Here is a 24,224-nt window from a genome sequence, read left to right as displayed (position 1 = left end):
ACATCGTCGCCTGGACGAACAGCTACCGTGCATGGCATTTTTTCAAATAGCTCAGGAACGATGCCTGCAGCCCGGTGACATGCGTCTCGTGCAACAACGCGGTCGAAACATCCTGCGACCACCCTGTGCCGTGCAACTGCTCCACGACAGCGAGAACGTTACGTGCCAGTCCGCGATAGATCGGAATGGGCCCTGTCAGTTCGGCTTCGTTCAGCGTGACGTGCAATTGCGGCACAACTGAGCCCACGCCGCGCTCCGGCCGGGCCTCGACCATTGTGTGGATCTGGCTGTCAGCGTTCACAACTCCGGGACTACCCGCACCGAAGGTCGCGAAGGGGGCCGCGTCGCTCAGCCATGCGTAGATGGCGAAAAGTCCTCCGTACGAGTACCCGAAGAGTCCGTGCCCGGACTCGCTGACACGTAGCTCCGACGAGTACAGGCGAGGGTGGAGTTCGTTGGTCAGGAAGTCGAGGAAGACGTCCGCATGGGTGTCTGCCAGCTCCTCGAGGTAGGCGTCCACATACTCCTGGGTCATTGCACCCGAGTCGCGAGCAGCGGCAAGAGTAGCCATCATTTCGTCGCCTACCGGTTCCCCGGGCGGCACGAGATCGCGGTTGCGTAGCCGTGCCCAGTTGGCGGCTTCCTCACCGGCATAACCGACGCTGACCTGGATGTACGGGGCGATCGTCAGATACGGGTCTGCCTGCGTGACGATGAGCGGGGCGGTAAGACCTACAGCCCAGTTGCCGTCCATCACGTAGATCAGCCGTAAGGGATCCGTGGAGTCCGCGTAGCCGGGAGGTGTTGTCACCCAGACGCCGTAGCTGTGCCCCGACTTCGCCGTTATTTCGAAGTACTCCGTGTCTGCAAAACATCCGTGCAGCATTGCGCTCATCGAACCTCTCCCTTCACTACGCGGCCGGACTTCACGACGAGAACAGCCATGTCCGGATCGGCGAACACCTTGGCGTCGTGGAGCGGGTCTTGCTGCCAGGCGACCATGTCCGCCTGCATTCCGACGCGGATAGTTCCGACGGTTTCCCCGATACCGAGGATGTCGGCGTTGACGCTGGTGGCCGATACGAGAGCATGCATCGGCGACTCCAACTCGGCCCGCAAGCGCAACTCCTCGCCTCGGCGCTGCTGGTGCGGCCCGATGAGGTCCGAGCCCAGGCCGATCCTCAGGCCTGCTGCGCGAGAGACCGCGAGTGCCGAGGCCATGCGCTGACGGACTCCGGCGGCGCGGTCTCGTATTGCGGGGTCCAGGTCCATGCTCTCGGTGTCCGTCAACTGCTCGACCACGGCGAAGGTGGGGACCAGAGCCACGTCGTGCTCGCGCATCAACTGAGCAGTCTCTTCGTCGATGTCGGTGCCATGTTCCACGCACCGGACACCGGCCCGCACTGCGTTGCGAATGCCCGCATTGTTGTGCGCGTGCACCGTGACGTAGGTGCCGCGCGACGCTGCTTCTTCCACTGCCACGGAGATTTCCTCGACGGTGAACTGTGTGTCGGTGAGGTGGTCATGGCCTCCGACGACACCGCCGGTGACGCACAGTTTCAGGAAGGTTGCGCCTCGGCGGAACGACTCGCGCACATTGCGTCGTAGCTCGTCGGCATTACCCGACATCAAGGACAGGGCGCAGAGCCCTGGAATGTGGTGCATGTTCCACAGCTCGGTCGGCTCCCATGCGGCCCCGTAGTAGCCGTGTCCACCGGTCTGGCACTGCACAGGACCACACGAGAGGACACGCGGACCACGCACCTTGCCGCTCGCAACAACGTCGACTACTCCGCCGTCGATGCCACCGACGTCTCGCACCGTGGTAAAGCCCGCGTCGAGGGCATGGCCCGCGCTTGCGAAGATGCCAGCAGCCAGTTCGGCTGCCGAGAGCTCGAACCCGAATTGCCTTCGGATCGGACTCGAAATGCCGAGGTGGACATGGGCATCGATGAGTCCCGGAGTCAGAAGCATGCCGTCCAAGTCAACTGTGGCCGAACCCGACGGCGCCTGTCCGATCGCGGTGACAATGCCGTCGCTCACGCACACGTCGACTTCGGCCGGGTCGGTACCCGATCCATCCGCGACCATGCCGCCGGCAAACCAAACGTCAGTCAAAGGGACCTCCCGAGCATTAGAAACCACTCTCCTAAACACTGGTGAATTCGATATGCGGTACCGTACTCAACAGTGGTGAACCCGTCAATGGAGGTAGCGTGAGATCGCCGGTTGGGGAGGGTCGCGAGCGACTGTTACAGGCACTGTTCGACGAGTTCGGTGAAACCGGCCCAAGTCCGAAGCTGTCGATGCGCCAAGTAGCGGAGCGCCTCGGAGTGCACCACACGCTGCTGACCTATCACTTCGGATCACGACCGGGTCTCCTCAGCGCCGTGCTGTCGGAAGCTCGCCGCCGTGACAACCTCGTCATCGCCGCGATGGGCAAAGATCTCGGGTTCGCAGCCCTGTGCAAGGCGATCTGGAGCTTCTACTCGAACGCCGAGCACGAAGATCGAAGCCGCACCTTTTTTCACCTGGCCGGACTTGCGGTCTACGAGCACAAAGCATTTCAAGATTTCGCCGCCGACCTCGACGATTTGGCGCACCTCCTCGAAGCGGCAGCCCTTCGCGAAGGATTCACAGTGGTGGATGCACAGCAGCAGAGCATCATCGCAACCGCATGCCTGCGAGGACTGTTGCTGCAGAGGTTGCTCACCCCCGACGCCGAGGTCGACGCGGCAGCCGAGCGCTTCATCACCTCGTTGACAGCGTCCACCACGTAAGCCCCTCACACACAATCGATCACTCCGTTCGAGATCACCGACGCGGGGGCGTTTCACCATGGGCTCGGGCATGTTTCGGCGCGAGATGGTTCCTTGAACCTCGGTTGAATGGTGGTCGATCGCACTTTCGACATCTGTACGAGCGAACTGTCGAAAGATGCGACAAGTGAATGTATCCCGGCTCAGCAGACACACGACATCATCGACATGTCCGATGATTCACGTGAGTTTCGAAAGTCAGGATTGAATTGTGACCGTTACCTTCCGAGCCGCAGAGCTGAACAGCGCAAGCGGGAACTTTCAGCAAGCACTGCTCGGCCAACCCAGTGCAGAGCCACTCGGCGGAGACATCATCACCCGTGCAGACGTCGAGTTCACCAGCGATGACGGGCGCATTCAATCCGGAGTCTGGGAGAGCGAACCAGGAAAGTCGCGGTGGGAGTTCCTCACCCGCGGCGAGATCATCACCATCGTCTCCGGCGCCATGACCGTGGAGGAGGACGACGGCGATCCCGTACATCTCATTGCCGGAACGAGTGCAATCTTCCCAATCGGATGGAAGGGTACGTGGACGGTCACCGAGACCGTGCGCAAGGTGTTCGTCGTATACAACGTATGACCAAGAGAATCAGCAAGATCCAACTTTCACGGCCCGTCGTACGGACGGATCTCACGACGCAGTCCACTTGCCCTGAGCACCTGCCGCTGAACTCCCGCCCTCACGGAATCCTCGGTGCCGATCACTCTCACATGGTTTCTGGCACGAGTGATCGCCGTGTACAGCAACTCCCGGGTCAGCAGTGACGACGCTTCGGCCGGCAACATCACCGATACCGTGTCGTACTGGCTGCCCTGGCTCCGGTGAATCGTCATCGCGTAGACGGTCTGCACCGACGAGAGTTGGCTCGGGTGAAGCAGAAACGCATCGCTACCCCGCTGGAAGGCGGCAATGGGAACGCCATCCTCACGCTGCACGATCACCCCGGCGTCCCCGTTGTAGATCTTGGCCTCGTAGTCGTTGGCCGTCACGAGCAGCGGCTGGCCCGGATACCACCGCGTCGGGTCCAGGAATTGTCCGGATGCCGTGCCGACCCACTCCATCGCCTGTTGCGCCCACCGCCCGACACCGTACGGCCCGTCACGATGGGCGCACAGAAGGCGGTGCGATTCCAGGCCTTTCAGTGCGCCGATCGCATTACCCACCTCGGCCGACGCCGTCACCACCTCTGAACTCGCGACGATGTCGGCGCGCAGTGCGTCAACGTCCTCGGGCGAATGGAAGGAGACGGCGGGATCGCCCCTACGTAGGATCCGCAGAACCTCAGCGGAATCTCCCGCTCGAACTGCCCGGGCCAACAGGGCGATAGTTCCGTCGAAGCGGCGTCCACGGGAGAGTTGAATGATCCCGCCCCGCAGACGATCCTGCTCATCCGTACTCAGCACCTCTTCGGAACCAGTGGCCGTGAGATCGTCACCCACCAACTGCGTCAGCGCCGGATTTCCACTGACTTCTACCGGGCGGGCGACAAGATCAGCAAGAACAGCGCCCGCATCGACGGAGGTCAACTGATCGGGATCGCCGACGAGCAGTAGCCGGGCATCGGGGCGAACGGCCTCGAGCAGGCGCGCCATCAACGTGAGCGAGACCATCGACGTCTCGTCGACGACGACCACGTCGTAGGGAAGCCTGTTGGTGGCATTGTATTTGAAGCGGCTCGAACTCCCCCGCTGCCAACCGAGCAACCGATGCAACGTCATGGCCGCAAGTTCTTTGGGAAGGCCAAGGCTCGCCGTCTGCTCACGAACGGACTCCTGCAGCCGTGCTGCGGCCTTACCCGTCGGTGCGGCCAGTCCGATGCGGGCGTTCGATCCCAGCTCTGCCGACAGAAGCGCGAGAATACGTGCGACCGTATGGGTTTTGCCGGTTCCGGGCCCACCGGCGATAACCGTGGTCCACTGTGTCGCGGCGAGAGCAGCGGCTATCCGTTGACGATCAGGTGCGGTGGTCGGACCGTTCTCGTCGGCGAACAACGAATCCAGTCGCGCTCGGACGGCTTTCACGTCGGCGGGTGGCCAGGTGGACGCACGCTCACCGAGGACTCGCCGAATCGTCTGCTCCTGCAGAAAGTATCGATCGAGGTAGAGAAGCTCGCCGTCATCCGTGTCGACCAACCGGAGCGGCCTGAGCGGGCCGGCGTTGCCGCCGATCACCAGAGGGCTCAGGCGAAGGGCAGCAACGATCTCCGACGGTTCGGGCCACGGCAACGAGGTAAGTTCTTCTTCCGTCGCGTTGTCGACGCTCACATCACGCATCCGTCGCAGATCGAGGCACACCGAACCTGATCGCACGGCACGGACCGCCAACGCTGCGGCCAGCATCACCTCGTCCGACGTTTCACCGCCCAGGCTGCACACTCGCGTCGCGACATGGACATCGGCGGCAACCAGCACCCCAGCTTCGTTGAAGATCCGCACAATCCCTTTGGCGCGCTGCGCCAGTTGCGCCTCGGTCATCGAGCCCTCTCCCCTGCTGTGTGGGACGCATCAAGACCGGCCAACAGATCCGACAGTTCGACTGTCAACTGAGCAGGCGGCTTCCATTCGAAGACACCGCATTCCGGCGGGCTCTCCGGGCCGAGCATCCCACGCACGAATTGATACTGAGCGCCGCCGAGATGACGATGCGGATCGTAGTCGGGCAGTCGCCAGCGCAGATACCGATGCAGTGCAACCGAATACAGCAGTGCTTGCAGCGGATAGTGAGAGCGCATCATCTCTGTCGCCATGAGTTCGCGCGTGTAGTTGGCAGCCGTCAGATCACCGCGGCCGAGCCGGTTGGTCTTGTAATCGACGATCACGAACGACGGGCCCGGGATCCGCAATACGGCGTCGATACTGCCCGTCAGGAATCCGCGCATCGGGGACGTCTCGACACGGTCCAGATAGTCGGCGTACGACGCCAGAATGTCGTCCGTAGGAAGGTGGCGCCTCAACAGTTCCGACACTCCGCGAAGTGTGACGTTCATCGACACCGGATCATCGCCGCCGGCCAGTGGGAGTTCGAAATCGAGTTCGGGAAGACGATCTTTCGGCGCGATCGTGGCCAAGGTTCCGAATCCCAAGGGAGTCTGCATCACCAGATACAGCGCATCCGCGAGTGCTTCCGAGTCCACCTCGGCCGCCCGAATCGAGACCGCCTCGGCGCAGCGCATCCCGAGTTCCGCTCTCAGATCTGCCGCAGCCGTGTCCACCACCTCGAGCACTTCATGCACCAGCGTGCCGAATGCGGCGCCCGCAGGAAGACCGTTCATCGGTGAAGGCAACGCCTCCAGTGGGGAGGGGGCGACAGTCCCGATGTCTACGGAATCGTCCGGCTCGTCGTCCTTTTCGGGATCCTCGACTTCACTGTCGGTGGTCGTGACCGCGTGGTGAGCTCCGGCGGTGAGTGCCGAGTACGACGTACGACGCCACAGGGTGTCCAGGTCTCGATCGAAACGCGCCGCGGCCAGTTCGGACACATCCGCGGCTGCTCTGGACCACTGGACGGGCGAGGGCGGATGTGGACCAACAGGTTCCACCGAGATCACGTCGGAAGCTGCTGCCGGCCAGGTTGCGAGACGTGCTGCGGTTGTACCGTCGTCGAGCACCTTCACTACCCGAGCGGGTTCGGCGATGCCGGGTGTACGTCCGAGCATCAACCGGTGCAGTGGCGAGCGCGAGGTCCCGTAGCTCGGCGCCCACCAGAGCACTAGTTGGCACTGCGCCCGGGTCAGCGCCACGTACAGCAGCCGCAGTTCTTCGCCCGCTTCTTCGGCCTCCGCAACAGTCTTTCTGGCGTTGTACCCCGGTCCTTCCTGCCCGCCGACGTCGAGGATGCGGCGTCCCTCCGGGTCGTGCAACAGTTGCGTCGGCGAGTTGAAGCCGCCCACGCTCTCCCAACTGAACGGGACGTAGACGATCGGGAACTCGAGCCCTTTGGTGGCGTGCACCGTCGCGATTTGCACTGCGGCAGCGTCACTGTCGAGGCGACGGCTTCGGTCGGTGGCACTCCCGGACGTCGGGTCTTTGATCCGGTCGGAAAGCCAGCGAACCAGTGCGCTCAACCCGAACGCCTCATCGGTGGCGACGCGACCGAGAAGTTGTGCGACGTGCCGCAGATCGGTGAAATCTCGTTCGCCGGAAGGAGCCGCGAGTACACGCTTCTCCAGATTTGTTTCGGCAGAGATCCTTTCGAACACAGCCGCGAACCCGACGCGCGCAAACAACCCGGAGTAGGAGCGCAGTTGACCCGCGAGTTCCGCGACGACGTTGTCGCCGTCCGCGTCCAGTTCTTCGGAGGTGCGCCCGAAAATCGGGGAGAGGGCCGTCAACCGGACACGATCGGAGCGATGGGGCTGCTCGATCGCCTGCAGCAGCCACAGCCACTGCGTCGCACTGGGTGTCGCGAAAACACTGGACCCGCCGGTCAACACGGAAGGTACACCTACGGCATCGAGAGCATCGCGAATCATCGCCACGTGCTTGTGCGTGCGTACCAACACCGCGACGTCTCCCGGTTCGACCGGGCGTGGATCACCGTCGACGGCCAATCGGGCATCGCTGCCCAACAGACCGACCACGTCTGCTGCGACGTCGTCGGCGACGCGACTGCGAAGTCTGCCGACGGCCGGAAATCCCGATCGATTGAGTGGGCCAGCTCCGGTTCGCGGTAGATGGCGCACACGCATCGGCACCGGGCCGGACAACCGAGACTTCTTGTGAGACGCCTCCACCGGATGCACGACGATGCCCTCGTTACCGAGTGCGGCGCCGCCGTAGAGGTGTTCGAGTGCCGCCAACAACCCTGGGTCGCTACGCCAATTGGTGGACAACTCCTGGTGCGCATCCGCCTGATCGACCGCATCGAGATAACTCAGGACTTCTGCCCCGCGGAACGCATAGATGGCTTGTTTGGGATCACCGACCAGGACCAGGGTGGTGTGTCCGTGGAAGGCCAACCGCAGAATGTCCCACTGCAACGGATCGGTGTCCTGGAACTCGTCGATCAGCACGACCTTGAACTTCTCGCGCACCCGACGGCACGCGACGGGGCCGTATTCCGGATCCGTCAATACACCGTGCAACAGCGTCAGCAGATCGTTGAAGTCGCGAATTCCTTTGGTCCGCTTACGTCGTTCGACCTCGACACGAGCAGCAGCCGCGAACAGGACGCGCTGGCCGGGTGCGGTCTCCTCCTCGCCATCGGGTTCGAGAATTGCCTGACCATCGCCGACTGCGCTTCGCGCAATGGCGAGCGCATCCTTCGTGGAGAACGGTGGAGACGAGTCCGTCCGGCTGTAGCGGCTGAGGTACAAATCCGAGACAACCTCACTGATCAGGTCGTCGACCGATTCCACAAAAGTTGTATCCGGCTCACGTTCCCCGGCGATGCCGAGACCGTCGAGCATCCGCTGGCAGAAACTGTGGGTAGTCGTGATGGTGCCGGCGTCGAACTCCGCGAGAGCGCGCAGGAGTCGGCGACGCCGCACGCCGATCTCCTCGTCGTCAGCGGTGGCGAGGTATGCCACCAGATCATCTTCCGACTGCCGTGCCGCCACTGGGTCAGCCAGTGCTGCAGACACTCCGGCGAACCTCTCCCTGGCACGCTCACGAAGTTCCTGAGTGGCGGCCCTGCTGAATGTCACCAGCAGAACTTGCGATATGTCAGCGAGACCTTCGGCAACACAACGGGTCGCGAGTCCGACGATCGCGTAGGTCTTGCCAGTTCCGGCGCTCGCTTCCAACACCGTGGTACCGGTAGGCAGTGGCCCCAAAAGATCGAAGTCCACGGGTTACTCCGCTCTTTCGTTGGTCAGCAACGGATCCCACAGTCGTCGGGCGAGAACTCCGAACCGAGTCGGTTCCTCGGCCCAGACGAACTCGTCGTCCGATGGCGGGTCCGCCGCCAGCTCCGCAAGTGTTCGTGCTTCACCGAAAACGTAAGCGTTGCTTGGATCGATCATCTCGCCGTACTGTCCGGTCCACTGGGTGTCCGCTCCGTTTGTCGCATCGTCGACCGACTCGCCGCCGAAGCGTCGGCGCGCGTATTCGGCTGACGTGGCGGCCCACATCGGCAACGGTCGCAGAAGTCCCCGCTCGCGAAGGTCCACCAGCTGCTTCAGGAGTTCGACGGCGTTACCTGGCGCATCTAGCACTGATCGCGCCGCTGCTATCTTTCCCCGACCCCTTCCGATGGACACTGCATCAAGCGCACCGGGTCGTCCGTGAGCTTTCAGGGCGAGCAGGTTGATCCAGGCCGTCATCCGATGTTTGGGCGCCAGTGAGGAATACGACGCCCGAACCACTGAATTACCGTGCACCCCGGTCACGGTTCCGGTGAGTCGGCGCCCGTCCCCGAGATCAATGTCGACGTCGACGGCCTCGGCGTCGCCGCCGAGGTGCGGCAATGCAAGACCGGCAAGTTGGTCTACTACCCACTCGACGTTGCCCAGAACCGTGGCGCCCAGGTTGTACGGAGGCAAAGTACCGCGGCGCCACTCGGCTGCACGGAAATCTGCGGAGCTGCGACCAGCCAAGCGCGAGAGAAGCATTCGATCACCCAGAGCCCAGGTGGACAGCGGATCGAGCTCGGTTGCCAGCGAATCCGCGATGTCGTCGTCGAGTTCCGGTACCCGGACGCCGAGGCGTTGGCGCAGAAAACCACGGGCGGGGTGTACGAGGAAGTTCACCAGGTCGGCGAGGTTCACCTCCTTGGTTTCTACCGGCGGCAGCTCCGTCGACAGAACTGTCGGCAATTCGACGGGTATTCCGGCGGCAGCCCTCGCACCGGCCAGGGCTGCCGTGTCAAAGCTGAACGGCTTGTCCGGTGAGAAGTTTCGATTGTCGAACGACTGCAACGGATGCCGTGTCAGCACTCCGTTCATCGCGTCGGGACCCACCGTCGCGCTGAGTACGTCGAGGAGACCACTGAGGGGGATCGCCGGTGGTCTGACGACACCGGTGACCGGATCGGCACCGGTATACAACAGCAACAGGTGCTCGCCCGCAGACATCACGGCATCGAGAAGCAGTTGCCTGTCTTCACTGCGCAGATCACGCTCCCCCACAACGGGATCACGGGACAAGATGTCGTCACCGTCGACTCCACCGGTTCGAGGGAAGACCTCGTCGTCGAGCCCGATCAGCACGACGACGCGATGCGGCACCGAACGCATCGGAACCATCGTGCACACCGTCAGTTCGCCGGTTCGGAAATTGGCACGCGTAGGTCTGCCCGCGAGGCTGCGCGAGAGCATCGCGCGAACATCGGCCAGACGTAACACCGTCTCTCCGCCGAATTCGACAGCAGCTACCAACTCGCGGTGTGCCCCCGCGCTCTGCCAGGAATCGGCGGGTACTGTGTCGGTCAGCAGATCCAGAGCCCGCATCAGCACGCGAAGCCATTCGGCCGGCGAATGCGGGCCGGCGAGGTCGCGAAGCGAGACGGCCAGGCGATCGACGAATTCTGCGAAACGTCCACTCAGATCGATGTCGGTGCCGTCCACGTCATCGAGTGGCAGCGCGAGATCCAACCAGGCGTTTTCCGACTCGTCCGCGCTGACCCCCAACAAGATTCGGTCCATGGCGGTGTTGAAGGTGTTCTGCGGAAACGCGTCGAGACCGAACGTGGCACGCTGCCGACTACCGATTCCCCAGCGAGCACCCGCTTCCGTCGTCCACTCCCGCAATCTTTCCAACTCGTCGTCACCCCACGAGAAGCGCGTGCGGACAGGCTGAGTCGCAGCAAGGTCGAGAACCTCACTGGCTGTGGCCCTGCCGTCGGCCAATTCGAGCAGAGACCCGAGAACTGCCAGGACCGGATTGGTCTGACGTAATCCGCGGTCTGCCAGACGAACTCGCAGAAGATGCCCGGGGTGGCCATGGACACCCTGCCCGAATGCCGCACGAACCAAAGGTGAGTAAGTTTCGACGTCCGGGCACATCACGAGTACGTCGCGCGGCTGCAATGTCGGGTCGTCCTCGAACAATCGGAGCAGACATTCGCGGAGCACCTCGACCTGCCGTGCCGGCCCGTGGCAAGCGTGGACCTGAACTGTCCCATCGGGTTCCGCTGAAGCGCTGGGAGCACGATCTGCGATGACGTCGGCTTTGACCGTCGCCAGGAGGGATTTCGGGCCGGCTGGTTCGGGAAGATGCACCGACTCGAAGTCGGCGGCGCCGAGGCTGATCTGAAGCTCCCGAACGTCGCGAGCAAGACTCGACAGCAACGGATTGGCGGATATCAGGGCCGACCCGTCTTCCGAACGTCGAATCGCACTCCCACTTCGAGGCTGCATGCGCGAGCTCATCTTGGTCCACAAGGACGGGCTCGGATGCGGGAGCCAGACGTGCACGTCCCGATGCGCGCTCAGGGCGCTCAAGATCATTCGCTGATCGACCGGCAGACGTGTCGGCCCGAAGACCGACAGGCGTTCCGGCAGGTCGACCAAGGCCGGATCCTCGACAAGAGCGCGGCTTACCTGCCCCAATCGCTCTGCGGGTCCCGGCAGGTCGATCCTGTCCGCGACGATGCACCACAGACGTGCCTGCCACTCGAAATCCTCCGAGAGCGGTAACCCGTGTCCGTCCGTCAACCGCCCGACTGCCCAGTCGATCAGCATCTGCGGGCGTTGCGCGGCATAGCTGCGGAAGAGTTCGGTGACGTGCGTAGCGGAGGCGAACCGTCGACCTTCACGATGGCCTTCGAGATGCTTCGCCAGGACGCCGCACCAGGGCTCGCCGAGGGACTCGTCGATCACTTCGAGAACCGTCCACACCAATCGTGTCGGCGACCACGGGTCGTCGTCAGCCGTGATTCCACTGACGGCGGCCACGGACTCTGCGACCAGGCGCGCGGGTGAAGGAAACGCGATGTTCGCAGAAATTCCGTCCACCGCTGACGGCCCGGACGTGCCTAGCTGGGAGGAGAGCCGCTGATTGAGCCAACGCTCGACGCCCTTGGCCGGCACTGCGACAGTTTCGCGGGCGAATGGATCCGACAACGGTGTCCGGAGGAGCGTGGCCAGCGCCGAGACCAACGTGTCCGAACGTTCGGCCCGGTACAACTTCAGCAATCTTCGCTCCCCTCACTCCGTCCAGAGGTCCATCTCACCACGACGCTGTGACAGGACATGCCGAACCAGCCTCACGCAGCGGTGACGCGCAGGCAACATGACCGCAACCGGACGTTCGTACTGTGCGGGAATGACCAGTCCCACCGCCACACCTCGCCCCGCTGGAACCGGTCTCGACATCTCCGGCCTCGGCAAGACCTTCGAGATGGGTCGTCGGTCGGTGACCGCGCTGACCGACGTGTCCCTTCAAACCAGCGAAGGCTCGTTTCTGTCTCTGCTCGGGCCGTCCGGTTGCGGGAAGTCCACCGTTCTCCGCATTCTCGCGGGCCTCGATACTCCGACGTCGGGAACGGCCCTTGTCAACGGGCAGTCCCCCGCCGAGTTGCGCAAGCGTCGCGAACTCGGAATCGCCTTCCAGGATTCGGCTTTACTGCCGTGGCGGACGGTGACCTCCAACATCAAACTGCCGCTTCAGGTTGCCGGCATCGATCCCGACCCCGACCAGATCGCCGACCTGATCGCTCTTGTCGGCCTGGAAGGTTTCGAGAAGGCCAAGCCCGCTCAATTGTCCGGCGGTATGCGTCAGCGTGTGTCGATCGCACGATCACTCGTCGTCAAGCCGAGCGTCCTACTACTCGACGAGCCGTTCGGCGCGCTCGACGACATGACCAGACAACGGCTCAACATCGAATTGCTCAGAATCTGGACCGAGAAGCCGGCCACCACGTTGATGGTGACGCACGGTATCGCCGAGGCTGTGTTCCTCTCGGACGTCGTCGCTGTCATGACGCCGCGGCCCGGACGCGTCCTCGAAGTCGTGCCAATCGACCTGCCGCGCCCGCGGACGCCCGAGATGATGCGGACACCCGAGTTCCACGAGATCCACGACTACCTCTCCGGACTGCTCTTCGGAAAAGCAGGCGTCGCATGACCATTACCGATATCGAGAACGTCGCGGCCGCGGCGGCGCAGCCATCAGCACCGCGCCGGATCCGATTGAAGCGTCCGACATGGTTCGGCGGTGCAGTCGGCATCTGCGGACTGATCGCTCTCTGGTGGATTCTCGCCGCCGCCGGTGTTGCGGGAGGCACGATTCCGACGCCGTGGGTGGTTGTGTCGACGATGTTCGACGACGGCTGGTCGCTGTACGGACCCAATTTCACCGTCACGGCTTCCGGTGCGCTACAGGGCTTTCTCTGGGGAAACCTGCTGGCGATCACGCTTGCCGTGCTTGTCGTTCTCATTCCACCCATCGAGGGGTTGGCCACGCAATTGGCAATCCTGAGCTACTGCACACCGTTGTTGGCGCTCGGCCCGATCATCCTGGTGGTCTTCGGCGGCCGGACCCCCACGATCTTTCTCGCCGCGATGTACTGCTTCTTCACCACGATGGTCGGCACGCTTGCGGGCCTGAGATCGGCAGACAAGACGAGCCTCGATCTCGTCGCCGCCTACGGCGGTGGGCGTTGGCAGAAGTTCACCAAAGTTCAACTTGTGAGCGCACTTCCGAGCACCTTTGCTGCCCTCAAGATTGCTGCACCTTCGGCCGTACTGGGTGCAATTCTCGGTGAGTATCTCGGCGGGGTGGACAGCGGGATCGGCGTCGCACTCACGGCCGCTCAGACGTCGTACAACGTCCCGCGAACCTGGGGTATGGCTATCGCCGCCGCCTTGCTCGCCGGCCTGGGATACGCCGTCGTCGCAGCGATCGCCCGACTCGTCACGCCATGGACCAGCGCTCCGGGAGCACAGAAATGACCGCGGTACGAGGAACATTGAGATTCCTGGCTCCCATTGCCATTGCCTCGGCGCTGTTGCTTGTCATTTGGGTCGTCTTTCTCAACGCCTTCCCCCAGGTGGGGCCTCGTGTAGGAAAGACGCCGGCCGACGTCTGGGAGTATCTGTTCTCCGGACCGAAATCTGCCGATGCGCGTTCGGGCATCGTCGACAACCTGTTCATCACTCTGCGCGACGCCGGTGTCGGCTTTGCCGTCGGAATGACTGCTGCGCTCGTGGTCGCATCCATTTTTGTCGTTTCGCGCACTGTCGAACAGACTTTCATGCCCGTTGCGATGCTTCTACGATCTGTTCCTCTCGTTGCGATGACCCCGATCATCGTCCTGATATTCGGGCGCGGAATCGTGGGTGTGACGGTCATGGTTGCGATTGTGGTGTTCTTTCCAGCCCTCGTCATGATCATGGTCGGTCTGCGCGCCGCTCCGGCTCAGGCACAAGACCTCATTGCCGCGTACGGCGGGAGTCGTTGGACGGCGCTGCGAATGGTGTCCGTACCGTCCGCACTTCCGGCGGTGTTCGCCGCCGCTAGGGTGTCCGTACCCGGCGCCTTGATCGGAGCACTGATCGGCGAATGGCTCGGTAGCGGCCAAGGTTTGGGTTCGAGCATGATCAAAGCCATTCCGCGCTATCAGTACAACGAACTGTGGGCATCGATCGTGGTGATCACCGTGGTGTCGATCATCCTCTACGCCGTGGTCGGAATCTTCGAAAGCATCGCTCTGTCTCGTTTCGGCCCCTCGGCGGGCAAGTCGTGACATCTGTTAACACGACCTCAACAAACTCTCTCTCCCAAGCAAACTGAACGAAACCGACTAGCCCTAGTGTTCCGATTCATGACGCCATTCAAGCCCGTCCGACAGCTGGACCGCAGGGCCTTCTTCCGCTACTCCGCGCTGACCGGCATCGCAGTCGCCGGTAGTGCGTCATTGCTCGCGTGTAGCAGTGACTCCAGCAGTTCGAGTGGCGGAACCACGGACGACGGTTCCGAATTCGGAACAGTTGCAGTGCAGTTGTCCTGGATCAAGAACATCGAGTTCGCCGGTGAGTACTTCGCTCTCGACAAGGGGTACTACAAGGATGCCGGCTTCGGAAATGTCGACCTGGTGGCAGGCGGCGCAGCCGGCACCGGCGTCGAAGCCGGCTTGGACACCGGCAAGGTGTGGATCGGAATGTCCGCACCGCAGCTCACGGCCCCCGCCGTACTCGACGGACTGGAGGCAAAGATCGTCGGGGCGACATTCCAGAAGAACCCGTTTGCGATTGTCAGTTCCGCTGCGGCACCGATCAACTCACCACAGGACATGATCGGCAAGAAGATCGGCGTCCAGGATTCCAATCAGCTCGTCTTCGGAGCTCTCCTGGCAGCAAACGGCCTGACCGAAAGCCAGATGACGATCGTGCCCGCGCAGTTCGATCCGAGCCCCTTGGCGAACGGCGAGGTGGACGGCTGGGTCTCCTACGTGACCAACGAGCCGATCACACTGGCCGCCAAAGGTTTCCCCAACGCCCACTTCCTCTTCGCGGACTACAACCTGCCGTTGGTCGCCGAATCGTTCACGGTTCTCCAGTCCACCATCGACAACGAGAGGGACAAACTCAAGGCATTTCTCAAGGCCGAGATCCAGGGATGGAAGGACGCGGTCGCCGATCCGGCAGAGTCGGCACGGCTTGCCGTCGAGGTCTACGGCAAGGACCAGAACCTCGAACTCGAAGAGCAAATCAAGGAAGCCACCGCACAGAACGATCTGGTGGTGTCGGCAGATACCAAAGCCAACGGGTTGTTCACGATGACACCACAACTGATCGAGCAGAACATCGCGGCACTGTCGAAAGCGGGACTGGAGATTACAGCGGACCAACTGTTCGACATGTCGATCCTCGAAGAGGTGTACGCAGAGAATCCGGAGCTGATCTGACTGAGCCGAGCGTCAGCGAACCTCTCGCGCGAGTACGCCCGAGATGAATAGTTGTACAAGGACCTCTGCCTTGTACCGGTCTTCGGACCCAGCACCAATACAAAGGTTCCCGATGCCTTTGAGCACGTTGTACGCATCGACCCGCGAAGCAGTGCCAACGGACTCGAGCGCCGCCTCGAGGAGGGAGTCACATACCGGGACGAGGCGGTCGACGAAGTAGGTGTGCAGAGCGTCGGACCCGGCGCTGTCTCCTTGCAGTGCGCCGGCGAGCCCATGCTTGGTGACCAGGAACTCCACGAACAAAGCCACCCATGCCCGCAAAGCCGCCTCGGGCGTTGCACTCTCCGCGAGCATCTGTGGGCCCGCGTCCGCACACGCCTCGACTTGGTGTCGGTATACGGCGACCACCAACTCGGGGCGCGTCGGGAAGTGGCGGTAGATCGTCCCCATGCCGACGCCGGCCTTCGCCGCAATCTCCCGCACCGGAGCGTCGACCCCGGACTCTACGAACACTGCTGCCGCCGCGTCGAGCAGCGCCTGCTCGCTCCGACGTGGGCGACCGACTTGCTTGGGAGACGCGACGCGCGACTGCTCGTCCTGCGCATCAGCCATGTGCACTCCTCGCTGACTCACGACATATGTTTGCATTACGGAACAACGCTCCGTAATGTTGCGGAGCGACGCTCCGATAACCAGTATCGCAGGGTGCAGCCTCAGCAAGGAACTTGCCATGACCTCATCAATGATCGACACGCTGAACGGCATCATCGGCGCCGGCACCCCGGTCGTCTCCGTTGCCCCCGTCGAGTTGTTCGCCCCCGATCGACCAGTCCCGCTGGAAGTACGTGTGTCTGCTCCGGCAGCAGGCACGAACCTCCCCGTTGTGGTGTTCTCCCACGGCAACGGCTGGAACCTCGATGGATACTCGCCACTCACGGCATTCTGGGCATCCCACGGATTCGTGGTGATCCAGCCGACACATCTGGACTCGCGCCGGAACGGTTTCGGGTTCGATCACCCGGTGTTCCCGACGATCTGGACCGAGAGGATCGCGGATCTCACGCGCATCCTTGATCAGCTCGACACCATCGAATTTGCCGTGCCCGGACTTGCCGGCCGCATCGACCGCAGTCGAGTTGCCGCCACGGGTCATTCCTGGGGTGGGCAAACCGCTCAGTCGCTCCTCGGAGCACGGATCTTCGACGAGGCCGGCCAGGTCGGCCAGGACATGTCCGACAGTCGCGTCACCGCGGGAATCCTGTTCGCAGCAACCGGTCTCGGCGGCGCGAACCTGCATCCGTTCGCGCAGGCGAACTTCCCGTTCATGCGCCCCTCGTTCCAGGAACTGAGGACGCCGACACTCGTCGTCGCGGGCGACCACGACCAGTCCAAGATGTCCAGCCGCGGACCTGACTGGTTCACCGACGCCTACACGCACAGCCCCGGAGCTACCGACCTCCTGACCTTCTACGGTGCCGAGCACGCACTCGGTGGAATCGTCGGATACGAAGTCGCCGAGACCACTGACGAGAACCCAGAGCGGGTCGCCACCATCCAACGGATGAGTACTGCCTACCTTCGGACCGCGTTGCGCATCGATGAGACCAGCTGGCCAGCGGCCCGGGCCGCATTCAGCGACAACTCCGACCCGATCGGCCGAGTCGACACCAAGTAATGCGGCAGTGATCCAACTTATTGGCCGAAGTTGAACCTGAGATTCGCATTTATCAAGGTGTTGAGCCGCTTTCGCATGCTGACAACCTCTGCCTCGGGCGGTATCGGATCGTCCAAGAAGAGCGTCCAACGCAGCATCGTGCTGTTTCCGACCGCCTCGATGTCGAACCGGATGACGGCGTCGGGGCGGTCCGGCCAGATCGACGACCAGATCACCAGCTCCGGTTCTTCAGCCCTGACGATCTCCGGTGCGATCTCGCTCTCGAGAAGTTCCAGCCAGTGCCGGGCGGGCTGGCGGTACGGATCGATCAATGCCTCGAACATGAAGCGCGCAGGCGGCGGCTGGCTCCGGCGCCTCGTCGCGACTTGCTGCATGGCACGAGCGTAACCGCCTCTCCAGGGCATACCTCTGCCTTCGCAGTGCTGGATCCACGAAAACTGGGATAAACCGGGCATCGACGGAGGACACTCAGGAGCACATCCGTCTGGGAGGGCCGCTCATGCGTAAACGTCATCAGGTTCTGCTTGCAGTGTCCGCAGCGATCGGGCTGTCTCTGACGCCGATCAATGCGTCGGCAACACCGAGCACGGGGGTGCACGGTGAAATCCTCGGGCAGGTGACTTTCGACGGCAAGGATTACATCCTGCGCCAGATCACCATCGACCCAGGCGGTTCCACCGGTTGGCACTTCCACGACGGGACTCTCTACGCACTGATCGCGCAGGGCACGCTGAGCCACTACCGATCCGATTGCTCCGTCGACGGGATCTACAGCGCCGGAAATACATTGATCGAACCCAGCGGTTCTGATCATGTGCACATCGGAAACAACTCTCAGACAACACCACTGGTTCTCGAGGTCATTTACGTCAATCCGGCGGGGAGCCCCCTCTCCGAAGACGCTGCGCCTCCCAACTGCCAACTACCCGGCTGACGGCGCCGAAGCCGTAAACCGCACCGGCATCGATTCGAGTCCGGACACGAAGTTTGCGGCGCGCCGCTGCAACGGCGCGTCGGTGGCAAGTGCCATGTCCGCCAGCCTGGCGAACAGTTGCTCGAACATGATCCGTCCCTCCAACCTGGCCAGCTGATTCCCCAGGCAGAAATGAGTTCCGAAGCCGAAGGCCACGTGTGGGTTCGGCGTGCGGCCGATATCGAACTGTTCGGCATTCAGGAACACAGACTCGTCGAAATTTGCCGATTCGAAGAGCAGCAGCATCTTCTCTCCGGCCCTCAGCTGCGCACCGAAGAAATCGGTGTCACGGGTCAGGGTTCGAGCCATGTTCTTGATGGGCGACGACCACCGCAGCATCTCCTCCATCGCCAACGGAATGGCATCGGGATCGTCGACCAGTGCTCGATGCTGGTCCGGATGGCGCAGCAACTGTTCCATGCCGCCGCTGAGCACGTGCCGTGTGGTCTCGTCACCGCCGATCAGGATCAGCAGGGATTCGTTGACGATTTCCTGATCGGAGAGGGCCTCGCCGTCGACCTCACTGTGAATCAACGTGCTCACCAAATCGTCGGCCGGGTCGCTCCTCCGCTCGGCGATGGTTCGCATCATGTACGCGGTGAAATCGACATACGCAGCCATCATGGCCTGCAGTTGCTCCTGGGAAGCGTTGCTTCCCAATGCCTTCACCAGATCGTCCGACCACCGCAGAAACATCGCGCGTTCGTCCGGACGAACACCCAACATGTCACCGATGACGGCCATCGGCAGCGGTGCTGCCAGGTCTGCGACGAAGTCGGCTTCTCCCTTTTCACAGACGGCGTCGATCAGTTGATCGCAGATCTCCCGGATACGGCCGGCCTTGGCTTCGACCTTCTTACGTGTGAAACCCGCGTTGACCAAGCGTCGACGCGTGAGGTGCTGCGGGTCGTCCATGTCGATCATCTGCGGCAACGGACCCGTCTCCGGGCGGATGCCACCGGCGTTGGAGAACAGCTCGGGATCCCGCTCGGCTGCGACGACGGCGTCGTAGCTCGCGGCCGCGGTGATGCCGTTGGCGTCGTCTCGGTACACGGGCTCGTGATCGCGCATCCACGCGTACGCGTCGCGCACATTGCCGAGGTCTCCGCTGTAGAAGCGCCCGTCGATCAAATCGAAGGTCGGTCTGGTAGCCATCACTCCGCCTCTCGCACAACCCTTGCCTCAATAAGTAGAACCTGTTCCTATATAGCGTGGGGCGTTTTCACCGAAGCCGAACCGGAAAACCTCCAGAAGCAGCACGCGAGCCCGCCGGAGCAACGACCAGGAGACACGCATGGACGACGACACCGCCTCAGCGGGCATACCCACTTTCGCCGGCACATCGATACTGGTGACCGGCGGCGGTAGTGGCATCGGTCTGGGCATCGCGCGTTCGCTGGTTGCGTCCGGCGCTCACGTCACGATCTGCGGACGAAACAAGGAGAAACTTGATGCTGCCGCCGAATCGATCCGGCAGTCGAATCCGGCAGGATCGGTCAGCGTCTCCCCTGCCGACGTCACGATCGAGACGGACGTCGTCGCCGCTGTCGCCGCGGCGGTGTCCGCCACCGGAAAGCTCGACGGAGTCGTGGCCTGCGCCGGTGGGAACGAAACCATCGCCCCGGTCACGCAACTCGACGTCGACGCGTGGCGTCGCACCGTCGACCTCAACGTCACGGGGACCATGCTGACGATCAAGCACGGTGCTCGGGCGCTGGTGGCAGGAGGCGGCGGATCCATCGTCGCGATCTCGTCGATCGCCAGCAGCAACACGCATCGCTGGTTCGGCGCGTACGGCGTCTCGAAATCCGGCGTGGACCACCTGGTGCAGTTGGCGGCAGACGAACTGGGCGCCAGCAACATTCGTGTCAATGCGATCCGCCCGGGGCTGACCCGAACGGATCTGGTATCGCTCATCACCGACGGTGGCCCCATCCTGGACGACTACCTGGCAAACACTCCGCTCGAACGCGTCGGCGAGGTCGAAGACGTCGCCGGACTCGCTTCCTTTCTCCTGGGACCGCAGTCCACCTGGATCACCGGGCAGATCATCAACGTCGACGGAGGCCAAATGCTGCGCCGCGGACCGGATTTCCGCTCGATGCTCGAACCTGTCTACGGCTCCGACGGACTCCGCGGGGTGGTAGCGCCATGAGCTACACGATTCTGGGCAAGAAGGTCGAGATGCCCGTCGAAGTTCGCACCGCATCGGCCTTCATGGCGTTGTACTCGGTACCCAGCACAACCGCGCAGTCGATCATCGACTACACCGGCTTGACCGTCCTCCAGTACCGCCCCGGCCGGGCGCTGTGCGGCCTGGTTTTTGTCGACTACATCGACGGAGATCTGGGACCGTACAACGAATTCGGAGTGACATACATGGTGCGCAGCCACACTGCGCCCCCGGACACTTCGGTGCTGGGAGATCTACGTTCGCTCGCTGCCGGGACTGCGGGGGCGCTCATCCACGAATTGCCGGTGGACGGCGAGTTCACCAAGGCCGCCGGCCGGGAGATCTGGGGATTCCCGAAGGTGCTCGCCGAGTTCGACACCGAGCACGTCGGCTCGGTCAAGCGCGGATCCGTCTCGCGCGACGGCAAACTCATCACGCAGTTGAGTGTGAAGTCCGGCGTCAGCGTGCCGGGCGGTGGAGCCAACATGTCATTGGCCGCGTACTCGCATCTCGACGGCGCCACCAGGTGCACGTCGTGGGACATGGCGCCGACCGGCGTCAAATCGCGCCCTGGTGGAGCCGAGGTTCAGCTGGGGAGCCACCCGATGGCGGCAGAGCTTCGGAAACTGGGACTCCCCCGCCGGGCACTGATGACCACGACCATCAAAAACCTGGCGATGACGTTCGGGGAGGCCACAACGATCTGAGTGTCGGCCGACGGCACCCCTTTCGGTCGCGTGTGACTCGGGCTACACTCCTGGACGGTTGACCAACTCGCGTCAGTCCGCCCGAAAGGACACTCGTGCAGATCACCCGACGCACCGTACTGGCAGGCGCTGCCGCCGCACCTGCGCTCGCCGCTCTGTCGACGAGCCAGGCCGTCGCAGCTTCGCCGGCACGCTCCGTTTCACCCGCACGCACCGACAAGTCGTCGGCGTCACTGCAGGTGGGCGTCGGAATTTCCGATGTGACCGGACCGGTCGCCGAAGTCGGCATGATGGGCTACTCGAGCTTCGATCAACGCGCCGAAGGCCTGCACCAGCGAATGCGCGCACGCGCCTTCCTCTTCGAGTCCGGCGCGTCGCGGGTCGTCTATGTCTGCGTCGACAACTGCATGATCTTCCAGTCCGTTCACGACGAGGTCCTGCGCCGACTGGCCGGGAGGTTCGGTGACATCTACACCGAGCGCAACGTCATGTTGACGGCCATCCATTCACACGCGGCGTGTGGTGGGGCCTCGCACAACTACGCGTACAACCTCGCGGTTCTCGGATTCGAATTGCAGGTGTTCGAAGCCGAGGTCAACGGCATGGTCGAGGCGATCAGCGCTGCGCACGAGAACCTGGCGCCTGGCACGGTCCGTTTCGGGCGGTCCGATCTCACCGATGCCAGCGTCAACCGATCGCGAGTGGCGTTCGACCTCAATCCAGAAGAGGACAAGGCCTACTACCCAGGCGGCAACGATCACCACATGCGTGTCATGCGGATCAGCCGGGGCAGCAAGGACATCGGAGCGATCAACTGGTTCGCCACCCACTGCGCCTCGCTCACGAACGAGAACCATCTCATCTCCGGGGACAACAAGGGCGCCGCGGCGTACTTCTGGGAGCACGACGACCAGGGTGTGCGTTACCTCGACGGCGACACCAGCTTCATTGCTGCTTTTCCGCAGACCAACAGCGGCGACATGTCACCCAACCTCTTCCTCGAGCCCGGACGCGGACCGACCGAAGACGAATTCGAGAACGCACGCATCATCGGGCTGCGCCAGGTAGCGGCAGCTCAAACTGCCTTCGACGCGGCGTCCGACACCGTCACCGGTGGCGTCGACAGTCGGATCATGTACCTGGACATGGCAAATCAGGTGGTGAGCGGAAGATTCACCCCCGACGGACGCGAGCACCGCACCGCTCCGGCCGCGATCGGTGCGGCAATGAGCGCCGGAAGCGTCGAGGACGGACCGGCAATCCCGATCTTCCCCGAGGGCACCCGAAACCCCATGATCGACGCCCTGGGCGGTATGGATGCTCCTGTGCCTCAATGGCTTCAGGATGCACAGGCACCCAAACTGGTAGTCGTTCCGGTCGGCCTGCTGCCACCGGGCGGATGGGTGCCGAACGTACTGAAGATCCAGATCCTGCGGATCGGTCAGTTCTACATCGTCGGTGGCCCTGCGGAATTCACCATCGTCTCCGGTTTACGAGTGCGTCGAACCGTCGCCGAGGAGCTTGGGGTTCCCCTCGAGAACGTCATCTTCCAGGGATACGCGAACTCGTACTCGAGCTACTGCACCACACCACAGGAATACGATTCGCAGCAGTACGAGGGCGGTTCGACGATGTTCGGCCGTTACACACTGCCGGCCTATCAGCAGGGGTACGCCGCCCTTGCAGCCGCGATGCGCGACGGCACCGAACCTCCTCGCGGCCCCGCGCCCGCCGACCTGTCCGGGTTCCAACCCAGCTTCGGACCTGGCGTCGACTTCGACGAGCCTTTGCCGGGAACACAATTCGGCGATGCAACCGTCCAGCCCGGCGACACCTCACCGGGTGGGCAGGTTGCCGTCGAGTTCGTCACCGGCCACCCCAAGAACGACACTCACCGAAACGGGACCTTCTACGAGATCCAGCGAAATACCGGCGCATCCTGGACGCGCGTGGCCGACGACAACGACTGGTCCACCAAACTGCACTGGCGCCGGGTCGGGAGCAACGGTTCCGTCGTTCGCATCACGTGGGATGTTCCGGCCGAAACTCCGGCGGGTACGTATCGAGTCCAACACTTCGGCGCATCGAAGGCTCGGGGCAGCGGCGCGATCACGCCCTTCTCCGGGGTGACCGCCGAATTCCGCCTCACCTGACCCGCGTGAACGTATCGCTCCCCTTGTTGGACAAGGGGAGCGATACGTTCACGCGATGGGGTCAGAGCGCGGTGGCCAGGTTCAGGCGGCGCTCGGGTGCAGCGAGGTGGTCGGAGCCTGCTGCTCTGACGCTGCCGGGCGGTCGATCTTCGCCGCGACGATCAAGACCAGCAGACCGGCGACGGTGACTGCCGCTCCCATCCAGATCGGGGAGGTGAAGCCGAGTCCCGCGGCGATGGTGATTCCGCCCAGCCACGCACCGAGCGCGTTGCCGACGTTGAAGGCGGCAATGTTTGCACCTGAGGCCATGGTCGGTGCTGCCGACGCGTAGTTCATGATCCGCATCTGCAGACCGGGAACCGTCGCAAAGCCGAAGGCGCCCATGAAGAACAGCGAGATCACGGTCATGACCTTGCTCTCCGCGGTGGCGGCGAACACGATCAGAACGACGGTCAGGATCGCGAGTATCCAGACCAGTGCCTTCGTCAGCGAGCGGTCGGCAGCCTTGGCGCCGAGGAAGTTACCGACGAACAGACCCGAGCCGAAGAGGATGAGCAGCCACGGAACGCTGGAGGTCGCGAATCCCGTTACCTCGGTGAGTGTGAAGGCGATGTAGGTGAAGGCTCCGAACATTCCGCCGTAGCCGAGGATGGTGATGGCGATCGAGAGCCAAACCTGCTTGTTGCGGAACGCCCCCAACTCTCCGCGCAATCCGCCGCCGGTCGTGCTTGCGGGCGTCGTCGGGACAAGTGCTGCAATTCCGATCAGGGCGATGACGCCGATGACGGTGATGGCCCAGAACGTCGAGCGCCATCCGAGTTGCTGGCCCAGCAGCGTGCCGAACGGAACGCCGAGGACATTGGCGATGGTCAGGCCCGCGAACATCATCGCGATGGCACCGGCCCGCTTGTTGGGAGCAACCATGTCGGCGGCGACC

Annotated in this window: 20 protein-coding genes; 11 read left to right on the top strand and 9 right to left on the bottom strand. The window is 63.0% G+C overall.

The window, feature by feature from the left end:
• Window positions 1-22: 22 nt before the first annotated feature.
• Together ACFT1A_RS22880 and ACFT1A_RS22875 are read right to left on the bottom strand one after the other, a co-directional pair.
• Complete coding sequence (locus ACFT1A_RS22880) at window positions 23-895, bottom strand: alpha/beta hydrolase (protein WP_378448895.1); 873 nt, start codon at window positions 893-895, stop codon at window positions 23-25.
• A complete protein-coding gene (locus ACFT1A_RS22875; protein ID WP_378448894.1) occupies window positions 892-2,118 on the bottom strand; it encodes an amidohydrolase family protein in 1,227 nt (408 codons plus the stop codon). The genes ACFT1A_RS22880 and ACFT1A_RS22875 overlap by 4 nt, the downstream gene beginning before the upstream one ends.
• 98 nt (window positions 2,119-2,216) lie before the next feature.
• On the opposite strand from ACFT1A_RS22875, the gene ACFT1A_RS22870 reads away from it, so the two are divergent.
• Window positions 2,217-2,780 carry a TetR/AcrR family transcriptional regulator gene (locus ACFT1A_RS22870; RefSeq protein WP_378448893.1) on the top strand — a complete coding sequence of 188 codons (564 nt, stop codon included), beginning with the start codon at window positions 2,217-2,219 and terminating at the stop codon, window positions 2,778-2,780.
• Between the two features lie 250 nt (window positions 2,781-3,030).
• Window positions 3,031-3,399: a cupin domain-containing protein gene (locus tag ACFT1A_RS22865; RefSeq protein WP_378448892.1), complete on the top strand. Its 369-nt coding sequence runs from the start codon at window positions 3,031-3,033 to the stop codon at window positions 3,397-3,399.
• A gap of 26 nt (window positions 3,400-3,425) precedes the next feature.
• Here ACFT1A_RS22865 and recD read toward each other — a convergent pair whose 3' ends face one another.
• From recD to recC, 3 genes are read right to left on the bottom strand one after another with little or no spacing between them, the layout of a single operon-like run.
• Complete coding sequence (recD, locus tag ACFT1A_RS22860) at window positions 3,426-5,294, bottom strand: exodeoxyribonuclease V subunit alpha (RefSeq protein ID WP_378448891.1); 1,869 nt, start codon at window positions 5,292-5,294, stop codon at window positions 3,426-3,428.
• Window positions 5,291-8,608: a UvrD-helicase domain-containing protein gene (locus ACFT1A_RS22855; RefSeq protein ID WP_378448890.1), complete on the bottom strand. Its 3,318-nt coding sequence runs from the start codon at window positions 8,606-8,608 to the stop codon at window positions 5,291-5,293. Before ACFT1A_RS22855 ends, recD begins: the two co-directional genes overlap by 4 nt.
• Window positions 8,609-8,611: 3 nt before the next feature.
• Complete coding sequence (gene recC, locus ACFT1A_RS22850) at window positions 8,612-11,893, bottom strand: exodeoxyribonuclease V subunit gamma (protein WP_378448889.1); 3,282 nt, start codon at window positions 11,891-11,893, stop codon at window positions 8,612-8,614.
• 97 nt (window positions 11,894-11,990) lie between these two features.
• On the opposite strand from recC, the gene ACFT1A_RS22845 reads away from it, so the two are divergent.
• The 4 genes from ACFT1A_RS22845 to ACFT1A_RS22830 all read left to right on the top strand — a co-directional run bounded on the left by ACFT1A_RS22845 (window position 11,991) and on the right by ACFT1A_RS22830 (window position 15,606).
• Window positions 11,991-12,824 carry an ABC transporter ATP-binding protein gene (locus tag ACFT1A_RS22845; RefSeq protein ID WP_378448888.1) on the top strand — a complete coding sequence of 278 codons (834 nt, stop codon included), beginning with the start codon at window positions 11,991-11,993 and terminating at the stop codon, window positions 12,822-12,824.
• Window positions 12,821-13,651, top strand: coding sequence for an ABC transporter permease (locus ACFT1A_RS22840; RefSeq protein ID WP_378448887.1), 831 nt, complete (start codon window positions 12,821-12,823; stop codon window positions 13,649-13,651). Before ACFT1A_RS22845 ends, ACFT1A_RS22840 begins: the two co-directional genes overlap by 4 nt.
• Window positions 13,648-14,445 carry an ABC transporter permease gene (locus ACFT1A_RS22835; protein WP_378448886.1) on the top strand — a complete coding sequence of 266 codons (798 nt, stop codon included), beginning with the start codon at window positions 13,648-13,650 and terminating at the stop codon, window positions 14,443-14,445. The genes ACFT1A_RS22840 and ACFT1A_RS22835 overlap by 4 nt, the downstream gene beginning before the upstream one ends.
• 78 nt (window positions 14,446-14,523) lie before the next feature.
• The gene (locus ACFT1A_RS22830) at window positions 14,524-15,606 is read left to right on the top strand and encodes an ABC transporter substrate-binding protein (RefSeq protein WP_020968444.1); all 1,083 of its coding nucleotides are present in this window, start codon (window positions 14,524-14,526) and stop codon (window positions 15,604-15,606) included.
• A 12-nt stretch (window positions 15,607-15,618) separates the two neighbouring features.
• Here ACFT1A_RS22830 and ACFT1A_RS22825 read toward each other — a convergent pair whose 3' ends face one another.
• Window positions 15,619-16,218: a TetR/AcrR family transcriptional regulator gene (locus ACFT1A_RS22825; RefSeq protein WP_378448885.1), complete on the bottom strand. Its 600-nt coding sequence runs from the start codon at window positions 16,216-16,218 to the stop codon at window positions 15,619-15,621.
• Window positions 16,219-16,336: 118 nt separating this feature from the next.
• Here ACFT1A_RS22825 and ACFT1A_RS22820 point away from each other — a divergent pair, with 118 nt between their 5' ends.
• Complete coding sequence (locus ACFT1A_RS22820; RefSeq protein ID WP_378448884.1) at window positions 16,337-17,281, top strand: alpha/beta hydrolase family protein; 945 nt, start codon at window positions 16,337-16,339, stop codon at window positions 17,279-17,281.
• 17 nt (window positions 17,282-17,298) lie between these two features.
• On the opposite strand, the gene ACFT1A_RS22815 is transcribed toward ACFT1A_RS22820, so the two are convergent.
• On the bottom strand, window positions 17,299-17,655 hold the full coding sequence (locus ACFT1A_RS22815) for a hypothetical protein (RefSeq protein WP_039973407.1): 357 nt from the start codon (window positions 17,653-17,655) through the stop codon (window positions 17,299-17,301).
• Window positions 17,656-17,780: 125 nt separating this feature from the next.
• On the opposite strand from ACFT1A_RS22815, the gene ACFT1A_RS22810 reads away from it, so the two are divergent.
• Window positions 17,781-18,215 (top strand): cupin, encoded by a 435-nt coding sequence (locus tag ACFT1A_RS22810; RefSeq protein WP_230814803.1) that lies wholly within the window; start codon window positions 17,781-17,783, stop codon window positions 18,213-18,215.
• Here ACFT1A_RS22810 and ACFT1A_RS22805 read toward each other — a convergent pair.
• Window positions 18,204-19,409: a cytochrome P450 gene (locus ACFT1A_RS22805; RefSeq protein WP_378448883.1), complete on the bottom strand. Its 1,206-nt coding sequence runs from the start codon at window positions 19,407-19,409 to the stop codon at window positions 18,204-18,206. The two genes, ACFT1A_RS22810 and ACFT1A_RS22805, sit on opposite strands and share 12 nt — an antisense overlap.
• 139 nt (window positions 19,410-19,548) lie before the next feature.
• Here ACFT1A_RS22805 and ACFT1A_RS22800 point away from each other — a divergent pair, with 139 nt between their 5' ends.
• The 3 genes from ACFT1A_RS22800 to ACFT1A_RS22790 all read left to right on the top strand — a co-directional run bounded on the left by ACFT1A_RS22800 (window position 19,549) and on the right by ACFT1A_RS22790 (window position 23,287).
• Window positions 19,549-20,409, top strand: coding sequence for an SDR family oxidoreductase (locus ACFT1A_RS22800; RefSeq protein WP_214886874.1), 861 nt, complete (start codon window positions 19,549-19,551; stop codon window positions 20,407-20,409).
• Entirely contained in the window at window positions 20,406-21,134 is a 729-nt protein-coding gene (locus ACFT1A_RS22795) for an acetoacetate decarboxylase family protein (RefSeq protein ID WP_378448882.1), read from the top strand. Before ACFT1A_RS22800 ends, ACFT1A_RS22795 begins: the two co-directional genes overlap by 4 nt.
• A 95-nt stretch (window positions 21,135-21,229) precedes the next feature.
• Complete coding sequence (locus tag ACFT1A_RS22790; RefSeq protein WP_378448881.1) at window positions 21,230-23,287, top strand: neutral/alkaline ceramidase; 2,058 nt, start codon at window positions 21,230-21,232, stop codon at window positions 23,285-23,287.
• 81 nt (window positions 23,288-23,368) lie between these two features.
• On the opposite strand, the gene ACFT1A_RS22785 is transcribed toward ACFT1A_RS22790, so the two are convergent.
• On the bottom strand, window positions 23,369-24,224 hold an 856-nt coding region (locus ACFT1A_RS22785), incomplete at its 5' end, for an MFS transporter (protein WP_378448880.1).

This window comes from Rhodococcus sp. NPDC057135 (assembly GCF_042670865.1).
GTDB lineage: Bacteria > Actinomycetota > Actinomycetes > Mycobacteriales > Mycobacteriaceae > Rhodococcus_F.
The sequence above is the reverse complement of the archived record's forward strand: the minus strand, read 5'-3'. Positions and strand labels throughout refer to the sequence as shown.

Bases quoted from the DNA above. Each gene is read 5' to 3' on its own strand.
- ACFT1A_RS22880 (WP_378448895.1), bottom strand. From the start codon at position 895: ATGAGCGCAATGCTGCACGGATGTTTTGCAGACACGGAGTACTTCGAA.
- recD (WP_378448891.1), bottom strand. From the start codon at position 5,294: ATGACCGAGGCGCAACTGGCGCAGCGCGCCAAAGGGATTGTGCGGATC.
- ACFT1A_RS22800 (WP_214886874.1), top strand. From the start codon at position 19,549: ATGGACGACGACACCGCCTCAGCGGGCATACCCACTTTCGCCGGCACA.
- ACFT1A_RS22840 (WP_378448887.1), top strand. From the start codon at position 12,821: ATGACCATTACCGATATCGAGAACGTCGCGGCCGCGGCGGCGCAGCCA.
- ACFT1A_RS22835 (WP_378448886.1), top strand. From the start codon at position 13,648: ATGACCGCGGTACGAGGAACATTGAGATTCCTGGCTCCCATTGCCATT.
- ACFT1A_RS22805 (WP_378448883.1), bottom strand. From the start codon at position 19,409: ATGGCTACCAGACCGACCTTCGATTTGATCGACGGGCGCTTCTACAGC.
- ACFT1A_RS22825 (WP_378448885.1), bottom strand. From the start codon at position 16,218: ATGGCTGATGCGCAGGACGAGCAGTCGCGCGTCGCGTCTCCCAAGCAA.
- ACFT1A_RS22845 (WP_378448888.1), top strand. From the start codon at position 11,991: ATGACCGCAACCGGACGTTCGTACTGTGCGGGAATGACCAGTCCCACC.
- ACFT1A_RS22820 (WP_378448884.1), top strand. From the start codon at position 16,337: ATGACCTCATCAATGATCGACACGCTGAACGGCATCATCGGCGCCGGC.
- ACFT1A_RS22810 (WP_230814803.1), top strand. From the start codon at position 17,781: ATGCGTAAACGTCATCAGGTTCTGCTTGCAGTGTCCGCAGCGATCGGG.
- ACFT1A_RS22815 (WP_039973407.1), bottom strand. From the start codon at position 17,655: ATGCAGCAAGTCGCGACGAGGCGCCGGAGCCAGCCGCCGCCTGCGCGC.
- ACFT1A_RS22830 (WP_020968444.1), top strand. From the start codon at position 14,524: ATGACGCCATTCAAGCCCGTCCGACAGCTGGACCGCAGGGCCTTCTTC.
- ACFT1A_RS22795 (WP_378448882.1), top strand. From the start codon at position 20,406: ATGAGCTACACGATTCTGGGCAAGAAGGTCGAGATGCCCGTCGAAGTT.